At 66.4% G+C, this 23,906-nt stretch carries 20 protein-coding genes and 3 tRNA genes; 5 read left to right on the forward strand and 18 right to left on the reverse strand.

What is annotated here, in order from left to right; translation table 11 throughout:
* Positions 1-9: 9 nt before the first annotated feature.
* The 10 genes from AC07XP_RS02535 to rpsB all read right to left on the reverse strand — a co-directional run bounded on the left by AC07XP_RS02535 (position 10) and on the right by rpsB (position 10,367).
* Positions 10-555 (reverse strand): OmpH/Skp family outer membrane protein, encoded by a 546-nt coding sequence (locus AC07XP_RS02535; RefSeq protein ID WP_070060531.1) that lies wholly within the window; start codon positions 553-555, stop codon positions 10-12.
* Positions 556-2,988 carry an outer membrane protein assembly factor BamA gene (bamA, locus tag AC07XP_RS02540; protein ID WP_062471595.1) on the reverse strand — a complete coding sequence of 811 codons (2,433 nt, stop codon included), beginning with the start codon at positions 2,986-2,988 and terminating at the stop codon, positions 556-558.
* Between the two features lie 38 nt (positions 2,989-3,026).
* Positions 3,027-4,400: an RIP metalloprotease RseP gene (gene rseP, locus AC07XP_RS02545; protein ID WP_495263703.1), complete on the reverse strand. Its 1,374-nt coding sequence runs from the start codon at positions 4,398-4,400 to the stop codon at positions 3,027-3,029.
* A gap of 24 nt (positions 4,401-4,424) precedes the next feature.
* On the reverse strand, positions 4,425-5,612 hold the full coding sequence (ispC, locus tag AC07XP_RS02550) for a 1-deoxy-D-xylulose-5-phosphate reductoisomerase (RefSeq protein ID WP_495263704.1): 1,188 nt from the start codon (positions 5,610-5,612) through the stop codon (positions 4,425-4,427).
* Entirely contained in the window at positions 5,609-6,454 is an 846-nt protein-coding gene (locus AC07XP_RS02555) for a phosphatidate cytidylyltransferase (RefSeq protein ID WP_095745189.1), read from the reverse strand. Before AC07XP_RS02555 ends, ispC begins: the two co-directional genes overlap by 4 nt.
* Before the next feature lie 24 nt (positions 6,455-6,478).
* Entirely contained in the window at positions 6,479-7,204 is a 726-nt protein-coding gene (uppS, locus tag AC07XP_RS02560; RefSeq protein ID WP_495263705.1) for a polyprenyl diphosphate synthase, read from the reverse strand.
* Between the two features lie 8 nt (positions 7,205-7,212).
* On the reverse strand, positions 7,213-7,773 hold the full coding sequence (frr, locus tag AC07XP_RS02565) for a ribosome recycling factor (RefSeq protein ID WP_062471609.1): 561 nt from the start codon (positions 7,771-7,773) through the stop codon (positions 7,213-7,215).
* 11 nt (positions 7,774-7,784) lie between these two features.
* Positions 7,785-8,507: a UMP kinase gene (gene pyrH, locus AC07XP_RS02570; protein WP_095947731.1), complete on the reverse strand. Its 723-nt coding sequence runs from the start codon at positions 8,505-8,507 to the stop codon at positions 7,785-7,787.
* A 99-nt stretch (positions 8,508-8,606) separates the two neighbouring features.
* Complete coding sequence (gene tsf, locus AC07XP_RS02575) at positions 8,607-9,530, reverse strand: translation elongation factor Ts (RefSeq protein ID WP_369632686.1); 924 nt, start codon at positions 9,528-9,530, stop codon at positions 8,607-8,609.
* 81 nt (positions 9,531-9,611) lie between these two features.
* Positions 9,612-10,367, reverse strand: a complete 756-nt coding sequence (gene rpsB, locus AC07XP_RS02580) for a 30S ribosomal protein S2 (protein ID WP_062471618.1) — start codon at positions 10,365-10,367, stop codon at positions 9,612-9,614.
* 205 nt (positions 10,368-10,572) lie between these two features.
* On the opposite strand from rpsB, the gene AC07XP_RS02585 reads away from it, so the two are divergent.
* A complete protein-coding gene (locus AC07XP_RS02585) occupies positions 10,573-11,895 on the forward strand; it encodes an amidase (RefSeq protein WP_495263706.1) in 1,323 nt (440 codons plus the stop codon).
* A 57-nt stretch (positions 11,896-11,952) separates the two neighbouring features.
* On the forward strand, positions 11,953-13,206 hold the full coding sequence (locus tag AC07XP_RS02590) for a D-amino acid dehydrogenase (RefSeq protein ID WP_354343588.1): 1,254 nt from the start codon (positions 11,953-11,955) through the stop codon (positions 13,204-13,206).
* Here the strand turns inward: AC07XP_RS02590 and AC07XP_RS02595 are convergent.
* On the reverse strand, positions 13,196-13,615 hold the full coding sequence (locus AC07XP_RS02595) for a hypothetical protein (protein WP_495263707.1): 420 nt from the start codon (positions 13,613-13,615) through the stop codon (positions 13,196-13,198). The two genes, AC07XP_RS02590 and AC07XP_RS02595, sit on opposite strands and share 11 nt — an antisense overlap.
* Positions 13,616-13,658: 43 nt before the next feature.
* On the opposite strand from AC07XP_RS02595, the gene AC07XP_RS02600 reads away from it, so the two are divergent.
* Complete coding sequence (locus AC07XP_RS02600) at positions 13,659-15,122, forward strand: NAD(P)H-hydrate dehydratase (RefSeq protein ID WP_495263708.1); 1,464 nt, start codon at positions 13,659-13,661, stop codon at positions 15,120-15,122.
* A gap of 9 nt (positions 15,123-15,131) precedes the next feature.
* On the opposite strand, the gene AC07XP_RS02605 is transcribed toward AC07XP_RS02600, so the two are convergent.
* Together AC07XP_RS02605 and rnr are read right to left on the reverse strand one after the other, a co-directional pair.
* Positions 15,132-15,896, reverse strand: coding sequence for an SDR family oxidoreductase (locus AC07XP_RS02605; protein WP_495263709.1), 765 nt, complete (start codon positions 15,894-15,896; stop codon positions 15,132-15,134).
* A 67-nt stretch (positions 15,897-15,963) separates the two neighbouring features.
* On the reverse strand, positions 15,964-18,234 hold the full coding sequence (gene rnr, locus AC07XP_RS02610; RefSeq protein ID WP_070060522.1) for a ribonuclease R: 2,271 nt from the start codon (positions 18,232-18,234) through the stop codon (positions 15,964-15,966).
* Positions 18,235-18,315: 81 nt separating this feature from the next.
* On the opposite strand from rnr, the gene AC07XP_RS02615 reads away from it, so the two are divergent.
* Positions 18,316-18,400: transfer RNA gene (locus AC07XP_RS02615), tRNA-Leu, on the forward strand.
* A 271-nt stretch (positions 18,401-18,671) separates the two neighbouring features.
* Positions 18,672-18,756 (forward strand) — tRNA-Leu (locus tag AC07XP_RS02620).
* A gap of 84 nt (positions 18,757-18,840) precedes the next feature.
* On the opposite strand, the gene rimO is transcribed toward AC07XP_RS02620, so the two are convergent.
* The 5 genes from rimO to AC07XP_RS02645 form a co-directional block, all read right to left on the reverse strand.
* The gene (gene rimO / locus AC07XP_RS02625) at positions 18,841-20,247 is read right to left on the reverse strand and encodes a 30S ribosomal protein S12 methylthiotransferase RimO (protein ID WP_495263710.1); all 1,407 of its coding nucleotides are present in this window, start codon (positions 20,245-20,247) and stop codon (positions 18,841-18,843) included.
* Positions 20,248-20,329: 82 nt separating this feature from the next.
* Complete coding sequence (gene phaR / locus AC07XP_RS02630) at positions 20,330-20,890, reverse strand: polyhydroxyalkanoate synthesis repressor PhaR (protein ID WP_062480702.1); 561 nt, start codon at positions 20,888-20,890, stop codon at positions 20,330-20,332.
* A gap of 69 nt (positions 20,891-20,959) precedes the next feature.
* On the reverse strand, positions 20,960-21,283 hold the full coding sequence (locus AC07XP_RS02635) for a hypothetical protein (RefSeq protein WP_223301311.1): 324 nt from the start codon (positions 21,281-21,283) through the stop codon (positions 20,960-20,962).
* 267 nt (positions 21,284-21,550) lie between these two features.
* Positions 21,551-21,627, reverse strand: a tRNA-Val gene (locus AC07XP_RS02640).
* 38 nt (positions 21,628-21,665) lie between these two features.
* A complete protein-coding gene (locus AC07XP_RS02645) occupies positions 21,666-23,855 on the reverse strand; it encodes a RelA/SpoT family protein (protein WP_495263711.1) in 2,190 nt (729 codons plus the stop codon).
* Positions 23,856-23,906 lie beyond the last annotated feature (51 nt).

Below are 23,906 nucleotides of genomic sequence, written 5' to 3' on the forward strand. Positions count from 1 at the left end.
TTCGCGGCGTTACTTGCCGGCCGCAGGCGCAGAGGAGCCGACCGACGCGTTGAGCGCCTTGATCACCTTGTCGGTGATGTCGTGCTTCGGGTTGATGTAGATCGCTTCCTGGAGGATGGCGTCGTACTTTTCGGCTTCGGCGACCTGTTTGACCACGCGGTTGGCGCGCTCATAGACCTGCTGGAGCTCTTCGTTCTTGCGCGCGTTCAGGTCTTCCTGGAACTCGCGGCGCTTGCGCTGGAAGTCGCGGTCCTGGTCGACCAGCGAACGCTGGCGCGAGACGCGCTGGCTTTCCGACAGGGTCGGCGCCTCGCGCTCGAACTTCTCCGAGGCCGTCTTCAGCGCATCGCCCTGCACGGTCAGGTCCTTTTCGCGCTTGAGGAATTCAGCCTCGAGCTTGGCTTGCGCGGTCTTGGCCGGCTGCGCTTCGCGCAGCACACGGTCGGGGTTCACGAAACCGATGCGAAAGCTTTCCTGGGCCTGCGCGGGCGCAGCCATGAGGGCAAAAGCGGGAATCAGGAACGCGCCGGCGGCGGCGCGAATCAAATGCTTCATTTAGAAAGACGTTCCGATCTGGAATTGGAGGCGCTGAATTCTATCCTTCGGGATCACGACGAACCCGGTGCTCGGATCCGTCACTTCCTTCTGGGACTTGACGGGGAAGGCGTAGGCCAGGCGCAGCGGGCCCAGCGGCGAGATCCAGCTGATGCCCAGGCCGACCGAGGCGCGCAGCTTCTTCTGGGCCTTCCATTGCTCGTCCGTCACGTTGGGTGCACGGGAGCCGAACACGTTGCCGACGTCGAAGAAGCCGTACAGGCGCAGCGTGCGGTCGTTGCCGGCGCCGGGGAACGGCGTACTCAGCTCGGCGTTGAAGATGGCCTTCTTGGTACCGCCCAGTGCCGCGCCTTCGGTCTGACCGAGCAGCGGCTGGTCGCGCGGACCCAGCGAGTTCTGCTCGAAACCGCGGATCGAACCCAGGCCACCGGCGTAGAAGTTCTTGAAGATCGGGTAGACCTTGCCACCGAAGGCCTTGGCATAACCCACTTCGCCGTTGATGGCGAAGGTGTACTGCTTGTTGATCGCGAAGAACTGCTGGTACTGGTAGCTGGTCTTCAGGTACTTCATGTCGCCGCCCACGCCCAACTCGAGGTTGGCGCGCTGCAGGCGACCGGTGGTCGGAACCAGCGCGCTGTCGCGGCTGTCGCGGCCCCAGCCCACGGTCAGCGGAATACCCCAGACGCTCTTCTGGTCGCAGCTGGTGACGAACCAGCCGGTCGCGTCCTTGCCGCAGTGGAAGTAGTTCAGGTACGACTGCGGCGTGGTGAGGCCGGCGAGCGCCGAGCGGTTCGGGTCGAACGCGTAACGCTCCAGGCCGACGCCGAAGAAGACGGTGTCGAGTTCGCTGAACGGCACGCCGAAACGGATCGAGGCGCCCTGGTTCACCAGCTTGTAGTCGCCGTCTTCGTTCGTGGAGTACGGGCGCGTCGTCGTGTGGTAGACGCTGATCGTGCGCGAGATGCCGTCCTTCGTGAAGTACGGGTCGGTGGTGGTCAGCGACAGCGTGCGGTTGTACTTGCTGGTGTTGACCTGCACGCCCAGGAAGTTGCCCGAGCCGAACACGTTCTCCTGCGAGATGCCGAAGGTCAGCGCGACCTTTTCCGCGCTCGAGTAGCCGGCGCCCAGCTGCAGCGTGCCGGTGGGCTTTTCGGCCACGTTGACGGTCAGGTCGACCTGGTCGGGCGAGCCCGGCACTTCCTGGGTCTCGACGTTCACTTCGGTGAAGAAGCCCAGGCGGTCCACGCGGTCGCGCGAAACCTTGATCTTGTCGCCGTCGTACCACGAGGCTTCGAACTGGCGGAACTCGCGGCGGATCACTTCGTCGCGTGTCTTGTTGTTGCCGCCGACCGACACGCGGCGCACGTACACGCGGCGCGAGGGCTCGGCCTGCAGCGTGAGCGTGACGCGGTTGTTCACGCGGTCGATGTCCGGACGCGCCTGCACGCGGGCGAAGGCGTAGCCGAAGGTGCCGAAGTAGTCGCTGAAGGCCTTGGTGGTCTCCGTGACTTGCTCGCCGTTGTAGGGCTCGCCGGGCTTGATCGTGATGAGCGACTTGAACTCGTCGTCGCGGCCCAGGTAGTTGCCGTCGAGCTTGATGCCCGCCACCACGAACTTCTCGCCTTCGGTGATGTTCACCGTGACGCTCAGGTCCTTGCGGTCCGGCGAAATGGCGACCTGGGTCGAATCGATGCGGAACTCGAGGTAGCCGCGGGTGATGTAGTAGCTCTTCAGCGTCTCGAGGTCGGCGTTGAGCTTGGCGCGCGAGTACTGGTTCGACTTGGTGTACCAGCTCATGAAGCCGCCGCTGTCCTGGTCGAACAGGCTCAGCAGCGTCGATTCGCTGAAGGCCTTGTTGCCGACCACGTGTACTTCGCGGATGCGGGCGGATTCGCCTTCGGTCACGGTGAACGTCAGGTTCACGCGGTTGCGCTCGATGGGCGTGACGGTGGTCACGACGTTCGCGTTGTAGAGGCTGCGGCTCACGTACTGGCGCTTGAGCTCCTGCTCCGCGCGGTCGGCCAGGGCCTTGTCGTACGGGCGGCCGTCGGCCAGTCCGATTTCACGCAGCGCCTTCTGCAGCGCCGCCTTGTCGAATTCCTTGGCGCCGACGAAGTCGACGTCGGCAATGGTGGGCCGCTCTTCGACGATCACCACCAGCACGTTGCCGTTGACGTCGATGCGCACGTCCTTGAACAACCCCAGGTCGAACAGCGCGCGGATCGCGGCCGAGCCGCGTTCGTCGCTGTAGGTGTCGCCCACACGCAGGGGCAGCGATCCGAAGATCGTGCCGGCCTCGACGCGTTGCAAGCCTTCGACGCGGATATCGCGCACCGTGAAAGGCTCGACGGCCCAAGCGGCCGTGGCCGCCAGCGTGCTGGCCACCACCGCGGCAACGCTACGCAGGCGAAAGCGACTGAAGTTTGTGTTCATCTGTGAATTGGGCCGGCACGGAAAGGGCCGGCAGAAAGTTAACCAAAGAGCCGCGTGACGTCGTTGAAGAGTGCGACCGACATCATCACCAGCAGCAAAGCGACACCGCCACGCTGCAGCCGTTCCATCCAGGCGTCGGAGACGCTTTTCCCGGTCAGGCCCTCCCAAAGATAATACATCAGGTGCCCCCCATCGAGGACCGGCAGCGGCATCAGGTTGAGCACCCCGAGGCTCACGCTGATGAGCGCGAGAAAGACCAGGTACTGCGTCAGACCGAGGCTGGCGGACTTGCCGGCGTAATCAGCAATTGTTAAGGGACCGCTCAGGTTCTTGATCGAGGCCTCACCGATCAGCATCTTGCCCATCATGCGAACCGTGAGCGCGGACACCTCCCAGGTGCGCACCACGCCACGCCAGACGCCGTCGATGACGCCCTGACGCACCGTGACCATCTCGGGCGGCGCGCCGACGTAGGCGCCGATGCGCGCGACCTTGGTGGCGCCCTCTTCGCGCACTTCCGGCTTGACTTCGAGCGCGAGCGGCTGGCCGCCGCGCTGGAGCTGCCAGGTCTGTGTGCGCGCCTGCCCGGAGGCATCGATCGAGGCACGGATGACTTCGCGCAGCTGCTGCCCGTCGAGGATGGGGGTGTCGCCAATGGCCAGGACCAGGTCGCCGTGGCGAAGGCCCGAACGCTCCGCCGCGCTGCCCGCCATGACCTCGCCGATCTCGGGACGGGTCAGCGGTGCGACCACGCCGATCTTGCGGAACATCTGCGGATCGGCGTCCTTGGCCTCCATGCGGCTCAGCGGCAGGACCAGCTGGCGACCGGGCCGACCGCCCTCGCCCGCCACTTCGAGCGTGAGGTCGCGGCCGTCGAGCGCGCCGCGCGTCATGCGCCAGCGCAGGTCTTCGAAGGACTGGACCGGCGACAGGTCGCCGTCGAACCCGGCCTGGGTGATGTGTTCGCCGCCGCGCAGGCCGGCCGCCTCGGCCAGCGACGCCGCCACCGGCCGGGCCAGCTTGGCCACGGGCTCGTCGACGCCGATCCAGTTGACGGCCGTGTACAGAACGACCGCCAGCAGCAAGTTGGCGATCGGGCCGGCGGCCACGATGGCCGCGCGCGAGCGCAGCGGCTGGGTGTTGAAGGCGCGGTGCCGCTCCTCGGACGCCACAGGGCCTTCGCGCTCGTCGAGCATCTTGACGTAGCCACCGAAGGGAAAGGCGCCGATCACGAACTCGGTCTGCTGCCCCGGATGCTGGCGCTTAGGTTGCCAGCGCAGGATGGCCTTGCCGAAGCCGACCGAGAAGCGCTCCACCTTGACGCCGCAGGCCACGGCCACGCGGTAGTGGCCGTATTCATGGACCGCGATGAGGACGCCGAGAGCGACCACAAAAGCTATGACGGTGAGCATCGGGGTCCTCTGCGCAGTAGGGAATCAGGCCGCGAAACGTGCCGCGGCGGCATTGGCCGCCTCGCGGGCGCTGGCGTCGAGCGCCAGCAGGTCGGCCAGCGATGCCGGCTTGGAGGGCATGACCGCCTCCAAAGTTTCCAGGTTGACCGCATGAATGCGATCGAAACGCAGGCGCCGGTCGAGAAAGGCGGCCACCGCCACCTCGTTGGCCGCGTTCAGCACCGCCGTGGTGCCCGACGCAGCGCGCAAGGCCTGCCACGCCAGGCCCAGGCCGGGGAACAGCGCAGGATCGGGCGCGTCGAAGGTCAGCGAGCCCACCTGGCGGAAATCGAGCCGTGCCGCCCCGCTTTCGATGCGCTCCGGCCAGGCCAGCCCGACCGCGATCGGCACCCGCATGTCGGGCGTGCCGAGTTGGGCGATGACCGAGGCGTCGGTGAACTGCACCATCGAATGGACCACGCTCTGCGGGTGGATGACGACCTCGATCTGCTCCGGCGACACGCCGAACAGGTGTCGCGCCTCGATCACCTCGAGCGCCTTGTTCATCATCGTGGCCGAGTCGACCGAGATCTTGCGGCCCATGACCCAGTTCGGGTGCGCACAGGCCTGCTCGGGCGTCACGGCGCCCAGCGTGTCGGGCGCGCGGGTGCGGAACGGGCCGCCCGAGGCGGTCAGGATGATCTTGTCGATGCGCCGCGCCCAGGTGGACGGGTCTTCGGGCAGCGACTGGAAGATGGCCGAATGTTCGCTGTCGATGGGCAGCAGCGTGGCGCCGCCCTCCTGCACCGTTCGCATGAACAGCTCGCCGCCGACGACCAGGGCTTCCTTGTTGGCCAGCAGCAGGCGCTTGCCGGCGCGCGCGGCGGCCAGGCATGGCGCCAGGCCGGCGGCACCGACGATGGCGGCCATCACGGCGTCGACTTCGTCGTCCGACGCTATTCTTTCGAGAGCATCGTCGCTCATCAGGACGCGGGTCGGCAGATTGTTCTGCTTGAGATTTTCAGCCAGCAGCGCGGCATGCGGCGCACTCGCCATGACGGCGAAGCGCGGCGAGAAGCGCGCGCATTGGGCCAGCAGCTCGTCGACCTTGGTGGCCGCCGAGAGCGCAAACACCTCGAAGCGTTCGGGGTGGCGGGCAATGACGTCGAGCGTGCTGACACCGACCGAACCGGTCGAGCCAAGCACCGTGACACGTTGTTTGGGAGTGTTCACAGGAAAGCCAGCATCATGGCAATGGGAAGTGCCGGCAAGAGGGCATCCACGCGGTCGAGCACGCCGCCGTGGCCGGGCAGCAGCCGGCTGCTGTCCTTGGCGCCGGCGCTGCGCTTGATCAGCGATTCGACGAGGTCGCCGACGACGCTCATCGCCGCCAGGAACACCGCCCCGATCAGCAGCAGCCACCAGCCGCGCTCATGCAGGCGGGTGTAGAGGCTGGGCACCGTGGCGCCCAGGCTCTTGTCGGCCCAGACCCAGGCGAACGCCAGCACGATGACACCGGCCATGCCGCCCCAGACACCTTCCCAGCTCTTGCCGGGACTGATGGCGGGCGCCAGCTTGGCGCGCGTGAACTTCAGGCCGAAGGCGCGGCCGGCGAAATAGGCGAACACGTCCGCCACCCAGACCAGCACCAGGATCGACAGCAGGAAGTTGATGCCGACCATGCGTGCCTGCACCGCCGCGAGCCACGCGACCCACAGCGCCAGCAGGCCGCCCACCAGCCGCAGCCCGCGCGGAATGCGGGGCCAGCCGGGCACCGCAACGCGCAGCAGCGCCGCACCGCCGAGCACCCAGGCCGCGCTGGCCAAGGCCCACATCAGAAACAGCCGCTGCTCCAGCAGACCCAGCCACCACGACAGCCCGCACAGCGCCACCATCTCGGCACCCAGGAACAGCGACATGCCCTGCCCGTAGCCGTTCAGGCGCCCCCATTCCCACGCAGCGGCGCCGATCAGCACCAGCATCACGCAGGCGAAAGGAATGTGGTTTCGGTAGAACAGCGCCGGCAGCAGGATCGCGAGCAGCACGATCGCCGTGAGGATGCGTTGTTTGAGCATGCGGAAGGTGGTGTCGGGCCGTTGTCAGGCCGCAGAAGCCGAGACCTGCGCCGAGGTCTGGCCGAAGCGACGCTCGCGCCCCTGGAACGCGGCAATGGCCTCGTCCAGCGCGGCCTCGTCGAACTCGGGCCACAGCTTGTCGCTGAAGAACAGCTCGGCGTAGGCACTCTGCCAAAGCAGGAAATTCGACAGCCGCTGCTCGCCACCCGTGCGGATGAACAGGTCGGGGTCGGGCACGTGGGCCAGTGCCATCGCGCGATCGAGGTTCATCTCGGTCATGGGCAGGCCCTGCTCGGCGAGCTTGGCCGCGGCGCGCGCGATGTCCCAGCGCCCGCCGTAGTTGAAGCAGATGTTGAGAATCAGACGCGTGTTGTGAGCCGTGGTCTGCTCGGCCGACACCAGGCCGGCCACCATCTTGTCGGACAGGCCGGCGCGTTCGCCCACAAAGTGCAGCCGCACGCCGTCGGCGTTGAGGCGCGGCACTTCGCGCGCCAGCGCCCCGACCATCAGCTGCATCAGGCCGGAGACTTCCTCAGGGGGACGGTTCCAGTTCTCCGAAGAGAACGCGAACACGGTGAGCACGCCCACGCCGCGGTCGGCGCAGGCCTTGACGCAGCGTCGCAGCGACTCCACGCCCTGCTTGTGCCCCGCCACGCGAGGCAGGAAGCGCTTGGTGGCCCACCGGCCGTTGCCATCCATGACGATGGCAACGTGGTGCGGAGGGATCGTCGTCTGCGGCGAGGAGGCCATGCGGAGCCTCAAACGGCCATGATCTCCGCTTCTTTCGCGGCGACCAGACGGTCGATTTCCGCGATGTGCTTGTCGGTGACCTTCTGGATGTCGCCTTCGGCGCGTTTCTGGTCGTCTTCCGAGGCCAGCTTGTCCTTCACGAGCTTCTTGACGGCTTCGTTCGCATCGCGGCGCAGGTTGCGCGTCGCGATCTTGGCGCTTTCGCCTTCGTTGCGGACCAGCTTGGTCATTTCCTTGCGGCGCTCTTCGCTCATGGCGGGCAGCGGCACGCGGATCAGGTCGCCCATCGAGGCCGGGTTCAGGCCCAGGTCGCTTTCGCGGATGGCCTTCTCGATCTTGGCGCCCATGCCCTTTTCCCAGGGCTGGACGCTGATGGTGCGCGAGTCGAGCACCGACACGTTGGCCACCTGGCTCAGCGGCACCTGCGAGCCGTAGTACTCGACATGGATCGAGTCGAGCAGCGCCGAGTTGGCGCGGCCCGTGCGGATCTTGGTGAGGTTGTTCTGGAAGGCGGCGAGCGACTGGTTCATCTTCGCGTCGGTCGCACTGCGAATGTCTGCAATGGTCATCTCAATTACTCCTAGGCATGCACCAGCGTGCCCTCGTCCTCGCCCATCACGACGCGCTTGAGGGCGCCGTTCTTGAAGATCGAGAACACCTTGATCGGCAGCTTCTGGTCGCGGCACAGCGCGAAGGCCGTGGCGTCCATGATGCCGAGATTCTGCGCAATCGCCTCGTCGAAGGTGAGCGAGGCGTAGCGCGTGGCTTCGGGGTGGGTCTTGGGATCGGCGGTGTAGACGCCGTCCACCTTGGTCGCCTTGAGCACCAGCTCGGCGCCGATTTCGGCACCGCGCAGCGCGGCGGCCGTGTCGGTCGTGAAGAAGGGGTTGCCGGTACCGGCAGCGAACACCACGACCTTGCCCTCTTCGAGGTACTGCAGGGCCTTGGGGCGCACATAGGGCTCGACCACCTGCTCGATGGCGATGGCGGACATCACGCGGGCCACGAGGCCCTGCTTGTTCATCGCGTCGGCCAGGGCCAGCGAGTTCATGACGGTGGCCAGCATGCCCATGTAGTCGGCCGTGGCGCGGTCCATGCCGACGGAGCCTCCCGCGACGCCGCGGAAGATGTTGCCGCCGCCGATCACGACCGCCACCTGGACGCCCATGTTCACGACCTCGGCCACTTCTTCGACCATGCGCACGATGGTGGCACGGTTGATGCCGAAGGCGTCATCGCCCATCAATGCCTCACCCGACAGCTTCAACAAGATTCGCTTGTGGGCTGGGCGGGCATCAGACATGGGCATTTTCCTTAGAGGGTTGGCGGGGGCGAGTGTAAAACGTGGCGGTGAAAAAGCGGCGGCACGCTGTCGCGCACCGCCGCTTGGAGGCCTGCCGGATCAGGCGGCAGCCTTGGCAGCAGCGACCTGGGCAGCGACTTCGGCAGCGAAGTCGTCGACCTTCTTCTCGATGCCTTCGCCGACCACGTACAGGGTGAAGCCCTTGATCGTGGTGTCGGCGGCCTTGAGCATCTGCTCGACGGTCTGCTTGTCGTTCTTCACGAACGGCTGGTTGTGCAGCGAGACTTCCTTGAGGTACTTCTGCACGCCGCCTTCGATGCGCTTGGCAACGATGTCGGCCGGCTGAGGCTTCTTGCCTTCGGCTTCGGCCGTCTTGCGGTCTTCCTCGGCCTTGCCAGCGGCAACAGCGCGTTCTTTTTCGATCAGGTCGGCGGGCACGTCCGATGCCTGGATGGCGACCGGCTTCATGGCGGCGATGTGCATCGCGACGTCCTTGGCCGAGGTGTCGTCACCTTCGAACTCGACCATCACGCCGATGCGCGTGCCGTGCAGGTACGAAGCCAGCTTGCCGTTGCCCGTGAAGTGCTTGAAGCGGCGGAAGCTCATGTTCTCGCCGATCTTGCCGATCAGGCCCTTGCGCACGTCTTCGAGCGTGGGGCCGAAGCCGTCCTGCTCGTAAGCCAGCGCGCCCAGCGCGGCGATGTCGGCGGGGTTGTTCTTGGCGACCAGCATCGCGGCAGCGTTGGCCATGGCCAGGAAGCTGTCGTTCTTGGTGACGAAGTCGGTTTCGCAGTTGATTTCGATCATGCCGCCGGCAGCGCCGTCGACGAAAGCCGTGACCACGCCTTCAGCAGTGATACGGCCCGATGCCTTGCCAGCCTTGTTGCCGAGCTTGATGCGCAGCAGCTCTTCGGCTTTTTCCATGTTGCCGTCGGCCTCCGTCAGGGCCTTCTTGCATTCCATCATGGGCGCATCGGTCTTCGCGCGCAGTTCGCCGACCATGCTTGCGGTGATTGCAGCCATTTGTGTATCTCCGTAAATCCAAAAATCAGGTTAAAAAAAAGGGGCACCAAAGCCCCTTCTTCAGGCTCGCGAACGCGCCTATCAGGCCGAAGCGCCTTCTTCGACTTCGACGAATTCGTCGCCGCTGCCTTCGGCAACGGCCTTGACCACGTCACCGCCGGCGCTGTTGCGGCCTTCGATGATCGCGTCGGCGATGCCGCGGGCGTACAGCGTGACGGCCTTCGACGAGTCGTCGTTGCCGGGGATCACGTAGTCGATGCCTTCGGGCGAGTGGTTGGAGTCGACCACGCCGATCAGCGGGATGCCGAGCTTCTTGGCTTCGGCCACGGCGATCTTGTGGAAGCCCACGTCGATCACGAAGATGGCGTCGGGCAGCGCAGCCATGTCCTGGATGCCGCCGATGTCCTTCTCGAGCTTCGCGATTTCGCGCGAGAACGTGAGCTGTTCTTTCTTGCTCAGGCTGTCGAGGCCGGCTTCTTGCTGGGCCTTCATGTCCTTCAGACGCTTGATCGAGGTCTTGACGGTCTTGAAGTTGGTCAGCATGCCGCCGAGCCAGCGGGTGTCGACGAAAGGCACGCCGGCGCGGCGAGCTTCTGCAGCGACGATTTCACGGGCCTGGCGCTTCGTGCCGACCATCAGGATCGTGCCGCGGTTGGCCGTGAGTTGCTTGGCGTACTTCATCGCGTCCTGGAACATCGGGAGCGACTTTTCCAGGTTGATGATGTGAATCTTGTTGCGGTGACCGAAGATGAACGGAGCCATCTTGGGGTTCCAGAAGCGGGTTTGGTGACCGAAGTGGACACCGGCTTCCAGCATTTCGCGCATGGTGGTCGACATTGAATTTACTCCAAAGGTTGGGTCTAAAATCCAGCCCGTTTTGCGCCCCTTCGACGGGGTCGCAACACCTTGATTGGGCCGGTTTGCGGATGTGCTTGACTGGCGGCGACAAAACTGTCGCATAACCAGCGAAACCCAAAGAGTATAGCACGGCGGCCACCACCTCCTCCCTCGAACCGAGCCGTTCCAAGGTACCCTCGACGCCATGAACGACCTTCACGCCACCCGTCTCACCCTTCTGGCTGGCGGTTCCGATGCGCGCACCGAAATGGAGCGCGCCATCGCCCTCTCCGAATCCCCGGCCTGCGCCCACGTTTTCACCCGCACGATGTTCGACGAGGCCCGCGCGGCCGCCGCCGCATCGGCGCCCGAAAGCAGGCTGGCCGGACTGGCCTTCACCAGCAAGGACCTGTTCGACGTCGCCGGCCAGCCGACACCCGCCGGCTCGGCGGTGCTCTCGCACGCACCGGCCGCCCCGGCCGATTCGCTCGCCGTGGCCCGGCTGCGCGCCGCCGGCGGCGTGCTGACCGGACGCACCAACATGACGGAGTTCGCCTTTTCCGGCGTCGGCGTCAATCCGCACCACGGCACGCCGGCCAACGTGAGCGATACCGCCACGCCGCGCATTCCGGGCGGCTCGTCCTCCGGCGCGGCGATTTCGGTGGCGAGCGGCGCGGCCTTCATCGGCCTGGGCTCCGACACCGGCGGGTCGATCCGCATCCCGGCCGCGCTGAACGGCATCGTCGGCTTCAAGAACACCGCCCGCCTCACGCCGGCCGACGGCGCGCTGCCGCTGTCGACCACGCTCGACACCGTCTGCGCCATGACCCGCTCGGTGCGCGACGCCGTCACCGCGCACGAGATCCTCTCGGCGCGGCAGGTGACGCCCGGCTCGGCGCCGTTGTCGGCCTACCGGCTGGCCGTCGTGAAGAACGTCTTCCTCGACGACCTCGAGCCCGCCGTGGCCACGGCTTTCGAGCGCACCCTGGCCACCCTGCGCGCCACGGGTGCCCGCATCCAGGAAATCGAATTGCCCGAGCTGGCCGACCTGCAGAGCATCAACGCCACCGGCGGCTTCTCGGCGGCCGAGTCGTACGCCTGGCACAGGCTGCTGCTGGAGCGCAGCGGCGCCGGCTACGACCCGCGCGTGGCGCAGCGCATCCTGCGCGGCGCCGGCATGAAGGCACACGAGTACATCGACCTGGTCCGCGCCCGCCGCGACTGGATCGCCCGCGTCGAGAAGGCGCTGGCACCGTTCGACGCCGTGGTGTCGCCGACCGTGCCGATCACGGCGCCGTCCATCGCCAGCGTGGCACCAGGCGCCGAGCGCGACGACGAATTCTTCCACGTCAACGCGCTGCTGCTGCGCAACCCGTCGATCGTCAACATGCTCGACGGCTGCGCCATTTCTCTGCCCTGCCACGTCGCCGGCGAACTGCCGGTCGGCCTGATGCTGTGGCACGGCGCAATGCACGACGACGCCGTGCTCGCGGTGGCGCTCCAGGCCGAACGCACGCTGCAGAAATAACCGCTGTCACCGCCCGCCTCACGGGCGTCAGCCGCTTCTTTTATCTAGAACATTTCAATGAAAATCGCGATCGTGGGCGCCGGCATCGTCGGCGTCACCACCGCCTGGGAACTGGTTTCCGACGGCCATGAAGTGAGCGTGTTCGAACGCCGCGGCGCCGCCGCCGAAGAGGCCAGCTTCGCCAACGCCGGCGTGGTCGCGCCGGGTTATGTCACGCCGTGGGCCGCACCGGGTATGCGCGGCAAGGTGCTGCGCTCGCTGCTGTCTTCGCACGGCGCCATCAAGCTGCGCTGGCCGCTGAGTTCGCGCGACCTCAGCTGGATGTCGCGCTGGCAGAAGGCCTGCAAGCTCGAGACCTACCTGGCCAACCGCGCCCGCATGCAGCGGCTGGCTTTCTACAGCCGCACCCGGCTGCACGCGGTGACGGAAGCGCGGGAGCTGAGCTACGAACGCAGCGATGGCTACCTGGTGCTGCTGCGCTCCAAGCGCGAGAAAAAACTGGTGCAGCCCGGACTCGAGGTGCTGCGGTCGGCCGGCAGTGTGTTCCGCGAGATCGACGCCGACGAGGCCCGCCTGATCGAGCCCGCACTCAACCCCGACACCCCGCTGGCAGGCGCGATCCACCTGCCAGAAGACGAGGTCGCGAACTGCCGCCAGTTCGCGCTGCTGCTCAAGTGGGAAGCCGAGGCTTTGGGCGCGCAATTCCATTTCAACTGCGACATTGCGCCGCTGAGCCGCGCCGCGCCCACCTCGCTGACGCTGGCCAGCGGCTCGGACGCGCTGCAGTTCGACGCCATCGTGGTCTGCGCCGGCCTGTCGTCCGCCACGCTGCTGCGTCCGCTGGGATTGCGCATTCCACTGGCGCCGGTCTACGGCCACTCGGTCAGCGCACCGGTGCGCGAGCCGCTCAATGCGCCGCGCAGCGCGGTGATGGACGAGCGCTACAAGGTTGCGATCTCCCGCCTGGGCCAGCGCGTGCGCGTGGCCGGCAGCGCCGAGATCGGCGGCTCGCCCGACGCCATGAGCCCGGCCGCGATCCAGACGCTCTACAAGGTGCTGCACGACTGGTTCCCGGGCGCTGCCACATTGCAGTCGGGCATCCAGCAATGGAAGGGCGCCCGTCCGATGCTGCCCGACGGCCCGCCGGTGCTGGGCGCCAGCGGCATTCCCGGCGTGTGGCTCAACCTGGGCCACGGCTCGAGCGGCTGGGCGCTGTCGTGCGGCAGCGCGCGCGTGCTCGGCGACCTGATTGGAGGGCAAGACCCCGGCATCGACCTCGAAGGCCTGGGGATCGAGCGGCTCAGTCTTTAGAACCCCAGCGGCGCAGTTGCTCGGGGGTGGCCGGTTTTTCCACCGGCAGTTCGGGCCGGGGCGCCCAGCGTTGGGCGATCAACCCCAGGACAGCCGGCGCAATCAGTCCGAAGAACACCAGCACCACCAGGTCCACGCCCAGCATCAGCCACTGCGTGCCGGACCCCGCTTCGACCGGCACGTCGAGCCACCGGATCACGCCGATGCCATAGCCCACGCCCAGGGCCCAGGCGACGTCGCGCAGCGGCACCCGGCGCAACAGCTCGGCCAGCAGGAACAGCCCCCACACCACGATCAGCAGGCCGACCGCCCAGGCCACGCCGGCGATCATCGCTGCGGCCGTGCCAACGAACCCGGCCAGGCACGCCAGCAGCAGAACCAGCAACCAGCCGAAGGTCTTGAGCATCATCGGTCGATGATAGGAGGCGCGGCGTCGGCGGCACAATGGCTCGATGCATCGCATCACGTCCGCCAGCGCCGCCGACCTGTTCGACATCGCCGCCACGCGTCGCATCGAGCAGGCAGCAGCCTCCGCCCTTCCCCCTCATACGCTGATGCAGCGCGCCGGCCTCGCTGCCGCACGGCTCGCGATGGCGCTCGCGCCGCACGCGCGAACGATCTGGATCGCCTGCGGCCCAGGGAACAACGGCGGCGATGGCTTCGAAGCCGCGGCGCAACTGCGGCATCGCGGCTTCTTTCCGGTCGTCACCTTCGTGGGCGATGAAGGCCGGCTGCCAGCGGATGCCAAGGCGTCGCTGCAGCGTGCGCGCGATGCGGGCGTCACCTTCGCTTCGGCGCCGCCATCGAGCTTCGAGCTGGCGATGGATGCACTGCTCGGCATCGGATCGACCCGCCCGCCGTCGGGCGCAATGGCCGAATGGCTTGCGCGGATGCACACGGGTGCACCACCGGTGCTCAGCCTCGACGTGCCCTCGGGCCTCGGCGCCGACACCGGCATGCTGGCCTCCAACACAGATCAAGCATCGGCATCGGTCCGCACCACCCTCACCTTCCTCACGCTGAAACCCGGCTTGTTCACGGCGCAAGGCCGCGACGCAGCCGGCACGGTGTGGTTCGACGACCTGGGCTGCAGCGCTTTCGCCCGAGAGCGACCGACGGCCCGCCTCGCAGGCGCGCCCGATATCCAGCCGCGCACCCACGCCTCGCACAAGGGCAGCTACGGCGATATCGCGGTGATCGGCGGCGCTTCGGGCATGGCCGGCGCCGCGCTGCTGGCCGGCTCGGCCGCGCTCCATGCGGGCGCGGGACGCGTGTTCGTCGGATTGCTCGATCCCCGCGCAGCGCCGGTCGACACCTCGCGGCCCGAGCTGATGCTGCGCGACGCCCATGCCCTGGACCTCGCCGGCATGACGGTCGTGTGCGGCTGCGGTGGCGGCGATGCCGTGCGCGAGCTGCTGCCGCGCGTGCTGTCGACGGCCGCCGCGCTGGTGCTCGACGCCGATGCGCTCAACGCCATCGCCGCCGATCCGTCACTTCAGGCGCAGCTGATCGCGCGAGGCCAGGCCGGCGCTCCCGGCGTGCTCTCGCCACATCCATTGGAAGCCGCGCGCCTGCTCGGCGACACGACGGGTGGCGTGCAAGCCAACCGCCTGGCCGCGGCCCGTGCGCTGGCGTCGCGCTTCGGCGCGGTGACGGTGCTCAAGGGTTCAGGAACAGTGATTGCCGACGCGGGCGACGAGCCGCCGGTCATCAACCCGACCGGCAATGCCCGCCTCGCCACCGCAGGCACCGGCGACGTGCTCGCCGGCATGATCGGCGCGGCGCTCGCGATGCGCCGCCCCGCATTCGAGGCGGTGTGCGAAGCCGTCTGGCAGCACGGCCGCATCGCCGACCTGTGGCCGGCCGATGCGGCCCCGCTCACGGCAGGCTCGCTGGCCCGCCGCGCGCCCGACTGAGCGCAGGACTCAGCCGCGCCCGACGAAGGGCATCTTCGTGGCCATGATGGTGTGGAAGAGCACGTTGGCTTCCAGCGGCAGGTTCGCCATGTAGAGCACCGACAGGCCGACGATCTTGACGTCGATCAGCGGCTCGATCGCGAGCTCGCCGTTGGCCTGCGGCACGCCGGTGGCCATGCGCGCGGCCAGCTCGGTCATGGCATTGCCCACATCCACCTGCCCCACCGCGATGTCGTACTTGCGGCCGTCGAGCGAAGCGGTCTTGGTCAGCCCTTCGACCGCGTGCTTGGTCGAGGTGTAGGCGGCGGAATTCGGCCGCGGCGTGGTCGCCGAGATCGACCCGTTGTTGATGATGCGGCCGCCCCGCGGCGTCTGCGCCTTCATCGTGCGGAAGGCCTGCTGGATGCAGAAGAACATGCCGGTGAGGTTGATGTCCACCACGCCCTTCCACTGCTCGGGCGTCCAGTCCTCGAACGGTCCCGGCGGGTTGCCCACGCCGGCGTTGTTGAACAGCAGGTCGACACGTCCGAAGCGCTCGACCGTGGCACCGAACAGCGCCTGCACCGAGTCGGCATTGGCCACGTCGGTGGGCACCGCGAAGGCGCGCACACCGGCGCCCGACTCTTCCGCCACCTGCTCCAGCGGCTCGAGGCGGCGCCCCGCAAGGGCCACGCTCCAGCCGTCCGCCAGCAGGGCCAGCGCGGCCGCGCGGCCGATGCCCGACCCCGCGCCCGTGACGATCGCGATGCGACCCTTGTTGTTTTCCACGCTCATGCTCCAAGTCTCCTTTTCAACTGATCCATACACACGGTAAGCAAACCGGTAGTGTGCACGGCGCGTCTCATCCGCGGCGGGGCTTGCGCCCCTTGCCCTGCATCTTGTTGGCGGCTTTCTTCACCGCCGACTTGAAGGCCTGCATGGCCGATTGCGGGCCGGCGGGCACCGCGGCAGCGCCGCCGCCACCGTGCTCCGAACGCGACTCGCCACCGGCCTCCGCCTTGTGGCGGGAGCTTCGCTTGGCCGACGCCTTCACCGGTGCGCCGCCCTTGTCCTTCATGGCGCGCGAGGTCAGGTCCTCGCCTTCGCGCACGAGGCGGAAGTCGATCTTGCGGCCATCGAGGTCGACACGGCTCACCTGCACCCGCACCCGCGTGCCAATGGCGTAGCGGATGCCGGTGCGCTCGCCGCGCAGCTCCTGACGCATCTCGTCGAACTTGAAGTACTCGCCGCCCAGCTCGGTGATGTGGACCAAGCCTTCGACGTACATCGCATCGAGCGTGACGAAGATGCCGAAGGTGGTGGCCGCGGTGACCACGCCGCCGTATTCCTCGCCAAGATGCTCGCGCATGTACTTGCACTTGAGCCAGGCCTCGACGTCGCGGCTGGCTTCGTCGGCGCGGCGCTCGTTGGCGCTGCAATGCAGGCCGGCGGCTTCCCAGGCCAGCACTTCCTTGCTGGGCGCGACGGTCGCCTTCTGCGGCTTGTTGGTCGGCGCCTTGACGCGTGAAGCGAGCCGCTTGGCCAGCTTGGCATGCGCCTCGCCGGGCGTGGGCAGCATCGGCAGCTGGTAACGCGTCTTGCCGAGGATCGCCTTGATCACCCGGTGCACCAGCAGGTCGGGGTAGCGACGGATCGGGCTGGTGAAGTGCGTGTAGGCCTCGTAGGCCAGGCCGAAGTGGCCACTGTTGATCGGCGTGTAGATCGCCTGCTGCATCGAGCGCAGCAGCATGGTGTGGATCTGCTGCGCGTCGGGGCGCTCCTTGGTGGCTTCGGCGATCGCCTGGAACTCGCCGGGACGCGGCTCGTCGGTGATGCTCAGGCCGACACCCATGGCCTTCAGGTAGCCGCGCAGGATCTCCTTCTTCTCGGGCGTCGGGCCTTCGTGCACGCGAAACAGACCCGGGTGCTTGCCTTCGGCGATGAAGTCGGCGCTGCAGACGTTGGCGGCGAGCATCGCCTCCTCGATCAGGCGGTGCGCCTCGTTGCGCGTGCGCGGCACGATCTTCTCGATGCGGCCGGCGTCGTCGCAGATGATCTGCGTCTCGGTGGTTTCGAAGTCGACCGCGCCGCGCTTGCCGCGCTGCTTGAGCAGGGCCTTGTAGACGTCGGCGAGGTTCAGCAGGTCCTTGACGCGGTCCTTGCGCTTGGCCGCTTCGGGCCCGCGCGTGTTGCCGAGGATGGCGGCGACTTCGGTGTACGTGAAGCGCGCGTGACTGAACATCACGGCCGGATAGAACTGGTAGGCGTAGATCTCGCCATCGGCTGCGACCAGCATGTCGCACACCATGCACAGGCGCTCGACCTCGGGGTTGAGCGAGCACAGGCCGTTCGACAGCTTCTCGGGCAGCATCGGGATCACGCGGCGCGGGAAATAGACGCTGGTGGCGCGGTCGTACGCATCGATGTCGATGGCCGAGCCGGTCTGCACATAAGCACTGACGTCGGCGATGGCGACCAGCAGGCGCCAGCCCTTGCCGCGGCCCACCTTCGCGGGCTCGCAGTACACGGCGTCGTCGAAGTCGCGGGCGTCTTCGCCGTCGATGGTGACGAGCGGCACGTCGGTGAGGTCGATGCGGCCCTTCTTGTCGGCGGGGCGCACCTTCTCGGGCAGCGCCTTGGCCTGCGCCAGGCACTCCGCGGAAAACTCATGCGGCACGCCGTACTTGCGCACGGCGATCTCGATTTCCATGCCGGGGTCGTCGATCTCGCCCAGCACTTCTCTCACGCGGCCCACGGGCTGGCCGAACAGGGCCGGCGGCTCGGTGAGCTGGACGACCACCACCTGGCCGACCTTGGCGGGACCGGTCGCGCCCTTCGGGATCAGGACGTCCTGGCCGTAGCGCTTGTCTTCTGGTGCAACGAGCCAGATCCCGCCTTCGTGCAACAGGCGACCGATGATGGGCTGCTCTGGCCGCTCGACGATCTCGACCACGCGCCCCTCGGGGCGGCCGCGACGGTCCTGTCGCACGATGCGCGCCTTGACGCGATCCTTGTGCAGCACCGCGCGCATCTCGTTCGGCGGCAGGTAGATGTCTGCCTCGCCGTCGTCGCGCTGCACGAAGCCGTGCCCGTCGCGATGTCCTTGAACAGTTCCTTCGATTTCATCCAACAAGCTGCTGGAAGTGACATTATTTTTGATATGATCTCCTTCTTTCCTGAAATTCAAAACGTGGCTGCTTCTGCAGTCATGTGGGCCCAGATGGCGGAATTGGTAGACGCACTAGTTTCAGGTACTAGCGAGTAACATCGTGGAGGTTCGAGTCCTCTTCTGGGCACCAAGTTTAAACAGACCTTTACCAGGTCATCCGATTGAAGCCACCGGTCTCCGGTGGCTTTTTTCATGGCCGCTCGAAACTGCATCAAACGGGCGACGCGATCGTCAGATCACGCCCCTTGATGCCGGCCATGCACGCACGATCGCACCCACCCGCCTTCGGCAGGACATCCGCCGCACGAGCGATGTCGCGCAGAAGCTGAAATTTCGACACGCTCAAAAGAGCGCGCCAAATTTGTGTATATAATCGTAGTCTTTGCTGAGAAGCAAAATCAGCCCAGATGGCGGAATTGGTAGACGCACTAGTTTCAGGTACTAGCGAGTAACATCGTGGAGGTTCGAGTCCTCTTCTGGGCACCAAGATTGAACAGACCCTTACCAGGTCTTCTGACAAAAGCCACCGGCCTCCGGTGGCTTTTTTCTTGGCCGTTTGAATCAGGTGCATCAAACGGGCAACGCGATCAGGTCGTGGCCTTCAGCGCCCACGATGCGTGCACGCGTGAACTCGCCGACCTTCATCGTCTTGCTGATCTTTTCAGGCGGCAACAGGCGAACAGTGCCGTCGATCTCCGGTGCATCGGCGTACGTGCGCCCCACCCCACCCTTGCGGCCCAGCGCCGGCGCTGAATCGACCAGCACCTGCATCGTCGAGCCGATGCGCTTTTGCAGCTTGGCGATCGACACGGCCTCGGCCACCTCCATGAAGCGGGCGCGGCGCGCTTCGCGCTCGGCCTCGGGCAGCATGCCCGGAATGTCATTGGCAGTAGCACCCTCGACCGGGCTGTAGGCAAAGCAGCCCGCACGGTCGATCTCGGCTTCGCGGATGAAGTCGAGCAGGTGCTCGAACTCTTGCTCCGTCTCGCCCGGGAAGCCGGCGATGAAGGTACTGCGGATTACGAGTTCGGGGCAGACCTCGCGCCAGCGTGCGATCCGCTCCAGGTTCTTCTCGCCGCTGGCCGGCCGCTTCATGCGCTTGAGCACATCGGGGTGGCTGTGTTGCAGCGGCACGTCGAGGTACGGCAGCACCAGGCCGCTCGCCATCAACGGAATGATTTCGTCGACGCTCGGATACGGGTACACGTAGTGCAGGCGCACCCAGGCGCCATACGGCTCGGCGATTTCGCCCAGCGTGCGCACGAGTTCGAGCATGCGGGTCTTGACCGGCTTGCCATCCCAGAAGCCGGTGCGGTACTTCACGTCGACCCCGTAGGCCGAGGTGTCCTGGCTGATCACCAGCAGTTCCTTCACGCCCCCCTTGAACAGGGCCTTGGCTTCGCTGAGCACATCACCCACCGGACGCGAGACTAGGTCGCCGCGCATCGAGGGAATGATGCAGAAGGTGCAGCGGTGGTTGCAGCCTTCGCTGATCTTCAGGTAGGCGTAGTGCCGCGGCGTCAGCTTGAGACCGGCCACCCCGAAGGTGTTCGGCACGAGATCGATGAACGGATCGTGCGGCTTCGGCAGGTTGGCGTGCACGGCATCCATCACCTCTTGCGTGGCATGCGGGCCGGTGACGGCCAGCACGCTGGGGTGCATCTGGCGCACGAGGTTGCCGCCTTGGTCGCCGGTCTTGGCGCCCAGGCAACCGGTGACGATCACACGGCCGTTCTCGGCGAGCGCTTCGCCGATGGTGTCCAGGCTTTCTTTCACAGCGTCGTCGATGAAGCCGCAGGTGTTGACGATCACGAGGTCGGCGCCCTCGAAAGTCTTGGCGGTTTGATAGCCCTCGGCGCTCAGCTGGGTCAGGATCAATTCGGAATCGGTCAAGGCCTTGGGGCAACCAAGGCTGACGAAGCCGACCATGGGGGCGGTCGGCGTGACGGTACGTTCAGGGGAGGCAACTTCGCTCATAGGCCTCTATTGTCCCAGCTATCGGTGACAGCGGGGCATTCATCGGGCAGTCACCCCATTCGGGCGGGCCGCCGCGCGGCGCTCAGGGGCGCTTGATGCCAAAGGCGCCCAGCACCTGCTCGGTGTTTTTCTGCATCTGCTCCTGCATCTGCAGGAAGACGTTCTTCGATTGCTCGACGTAGTTGCCCATCAGCCCCTGGATCATCGGCGACTGCATGGTCATGAAGCGCGACCACATCTCGGGCGTCAGGCCTTCGGCCTTTTCGGCGAGCTGGGCCTGCATCTCGGTCATGGCCTGGATGTTCTTCTCGAGGTACGGGCCCATGTAGCCCTGCATGGCCTGGCCGTAGAAACGGATGATGTTGGCCAGCACCTGCTCGGTGAACATCGGCGCGCCGCCGGCCTCTTCTTCCAGGATGATCTGCAGCAGGATGCTGCGCGTGAGGTCGTCGCCGGTCTTGGCGTCGCGCACCACGAACTGCGCGTTCTTGATGACCAGCTGCTTGACCTCGGTCAGCGTGATGTACGTGGATGTCTCCGTGTCGTAGAGCCGTCGGTTGGGGTACTTCTTGATCACACGCTGGACCGGCTTCACCCCGGACTTCTTGCTCTGCACTACAGACTCCTTCACATGGACGCCCATGTCATCGGATGATTCTAGGGAGCGGTTTTGCTGCATCGCGACAAGGTTTACCCTGACCGTGATTCTTCTTCAGGCATCCGGCGCGGTCGCGTACTCGGCACCGCACGCATGACACGCTGCAGTTTCTGGACGCTCCGGGGTCGACAACCTGAATCGCAGCGGGATCTTCTGCCCATAGACCACCCAGCACCGGGGGCAATGCTCCTGCCCCGCCGTCGGAAGGTAGGCGCGTGCGCGCTGCTCGGCGCGCTCCTCGGTCACCGGCATGCCCTGTCGTTGTGCACGCGCGACTTCGCGTGCGGCCATGGTGTCGGCGCGACCGGCGGCGAGGTCATTGATGCCGTAGACCGCGCGTGCGAATTCAAGAGGGGCCTGCTTGAGCAATGCGGCCACGCGGTGGTCGGCGTGCGCCCGATCAACAGACGTTGATCGCGTATTCATCAGATCGCTTATCAAGGAAATTCGAGAAGGTTGGCAGACCACTCAAGGTAGCACAACCACATGGCTCAGGCACCTTGCCTGCACCGCGCGAAGGGCCGCCCGTGAAAGGGGTTTTCGCTTGCGCCGATCACTCAGGACGACCGGGCTGATCCAGAGACAAACACATCGTCCAAACGACGAACGGGTTGCAGCGAAATCGCTGCAACCCGTGTTTGAATTTGGTAGGCGCGATTGGATTCGAACCAACGACCCCCACCATGTCAAGGTGGTGCTCTAACCAACTGAGCTACGCGCCTAAGAGAAGCATCGAGTATAGCAGGAGAAATGGCCCTTTTCAGCGCCGACGTGCAGATCGCACACCAGTCACTGCAGTCACCACACTCAACACCTGCGTCAAACGCGCGGCATCGGCGATTTCCACGGTGAACGTCATCCACGCCGTGCCCTTGATCGACTGCGTCTGCACGCCGATCACGTTCATCTTCTCGCGCGCAAAGACATCGGAGATATCGCGCAGCAAACCCTGGCGGTCGGCCGCTTCCACTGCCACGTCGACTGCATAGACCGGTGCATCGGCGCCCTTCTTCGGCAGGCCCCATTCGACATCGATCACGCGCTCGCCGTCCTTCGCGGCCATCGTGCGGAAGTTGCTGCAATCCGCGCGATGCACGCTGACACCATGGCCGCGCGTGACGAAGCCGCGGATCGCATCCGGCGGCGCCGGCTTGCAGCACTTGGCGAGCTGCGTCATCAGCGACGACACGCCCACCACGAGCACGCCGCCCTTGCCCGACTTCTCGCTGCCGCGCGCCTTCTTGATCTGCACGCCGTCGTCAGGGTTCAGCGCCGGCTCGGGCGGACGCAGCAGCGTCTCGATGTTGCGCAGCGAAAACTCGTCCTTGCCGACCACCTCGAACAGATGGTCCGCCGACTTGAAGCCGAGCTGCGAAGCCAGGTCTTCGAGCCGCATGGCCGTCTTGCCTTCGCGCTGCAGCAGCTTCTCGACGGCTTCGCGTCCGCGCGCCACGGTCTCGTGCGTGATCTGCGCGTTGAACCAGGCGCGCACCTTGGCACGCGCACGGTGGCTCGCCAGATAACCCAGCTCCGCATTCAGCCAGTCGCGCGACGGCCCGCCTTCCTTGGCCGCCATGATCTCGACCGTCTGCCCGTTCGACAGCGGCGTGTTCAGCGGCACCATCGCGCCATCGACACGCGCACCGCGGCAGCGATGGCCCAGCGTCGTGTGCACCGTGTAGGCGAAGTCGACCGGCGTCGCGCCCTGCGGCAACTCGACGATGGCGGCTTCGGGCGTGAGCACATAGATGCGGTCGTCGAACAGCCCCTGCCCCTGCAGCCCGCCCGACAGGTCGCGCTCCCAGGCCAGCAGCTGGCGCAGCACGGCGATCTTGGCGTCGTACTCGCCGCTCGCCCAGACACCGGCGTAGCCCTTGTGGCCCGCTTCCTTGTAGGCCCAGTGCGCAGCCACGCCATGCTCGGCGTGGTCGTGCATTTCCTCGGTGCGGATCTGGATCTCGATCGGCTTACCCACCTTGCCATCGACGATCTCGCGCACCACCGTGTGCAGCGACTGGTAGCCGTTGGGCTTGGGCCGCGCGATGTAGTCGTCGAACTCTTCGTCGATGGGCTGGAAGTGCGAGTGCACCCAGGCCAGCGCGGCATAGCAGTCCTTCACGTCCGGCACCACCACGCGCAGCGCGAGGATGTCGAAGACCTGCTCGAAGTCGAGCGACTTGCCGCGCATCTTCTTGACGATGCTGTAGATGTTCTTCGGGCGTCCCTGCACCGTGGCCTTGACGCCTTCGGCCTGCAGTTCGTGCTCCAGCTGCGAGCGCAACTGCTCGACATGGCCTTCGCGCTCGATGCGCTTCTCGTCGAGCAGGCGGGCGATCAGCTTGTAGGTTTCGGGTTCAAGAAAGCGGAACGAGAGGTCTTCGATCTCCCACTTCACCTGCCAGATGCCCAGCCGGTTCGCGAGCGGCGCAAACACCTGCAGCGACTCGCGCGCCACGCTCTCGGGCGCGGGCTGCTTGCTGGCCGCCGCGTGCCGCAGCGTCTGCAGGCGCGAGGCCAGCCGCAGCATGACCACGCGCAGGTCACGCGAAAACGCGAGCAGCATCTTGCGCACGTTCTCGGTCTGCGCGCCGGCGCCTTCGGCGTGGTGCCCTTGCGAGGCGGTGCGCGCCTGCTCCTGCACGCGCACGAGCTTGGTGGTCTCGACCGCGAGCGCTGCGAAGTTGTCGCCGAAAACCTTGGCGATCACTTCCTGCGGGCGGTTCAGGTGCTGGCACGAATACACGAGGTAGCTCGCGGCCTGCATCGCCTCGGAGCCGCCCATCTTCGCGACGATGGCAGCCACGGCATCGGCGTGCGCCAGCGTGTTCTCGCCGGTGTCGAGTTTTTCGTCGGCGATCAGCGGCTCGGCGAACGCGCGGGCGCGCGCCAGCATGTTCTCCATGACCGGCGAGCGGTCGGCCGTGGCGGCCGACAGCGGGTAATCGACCATGACGCCGTCGGACAGGGGTGCCGTCTGAAGGTTCGCAGACTCTCGCTTCAC

Source organism: Variovorax sp. GW531-E2 (genome assembly GCF_059423125.1).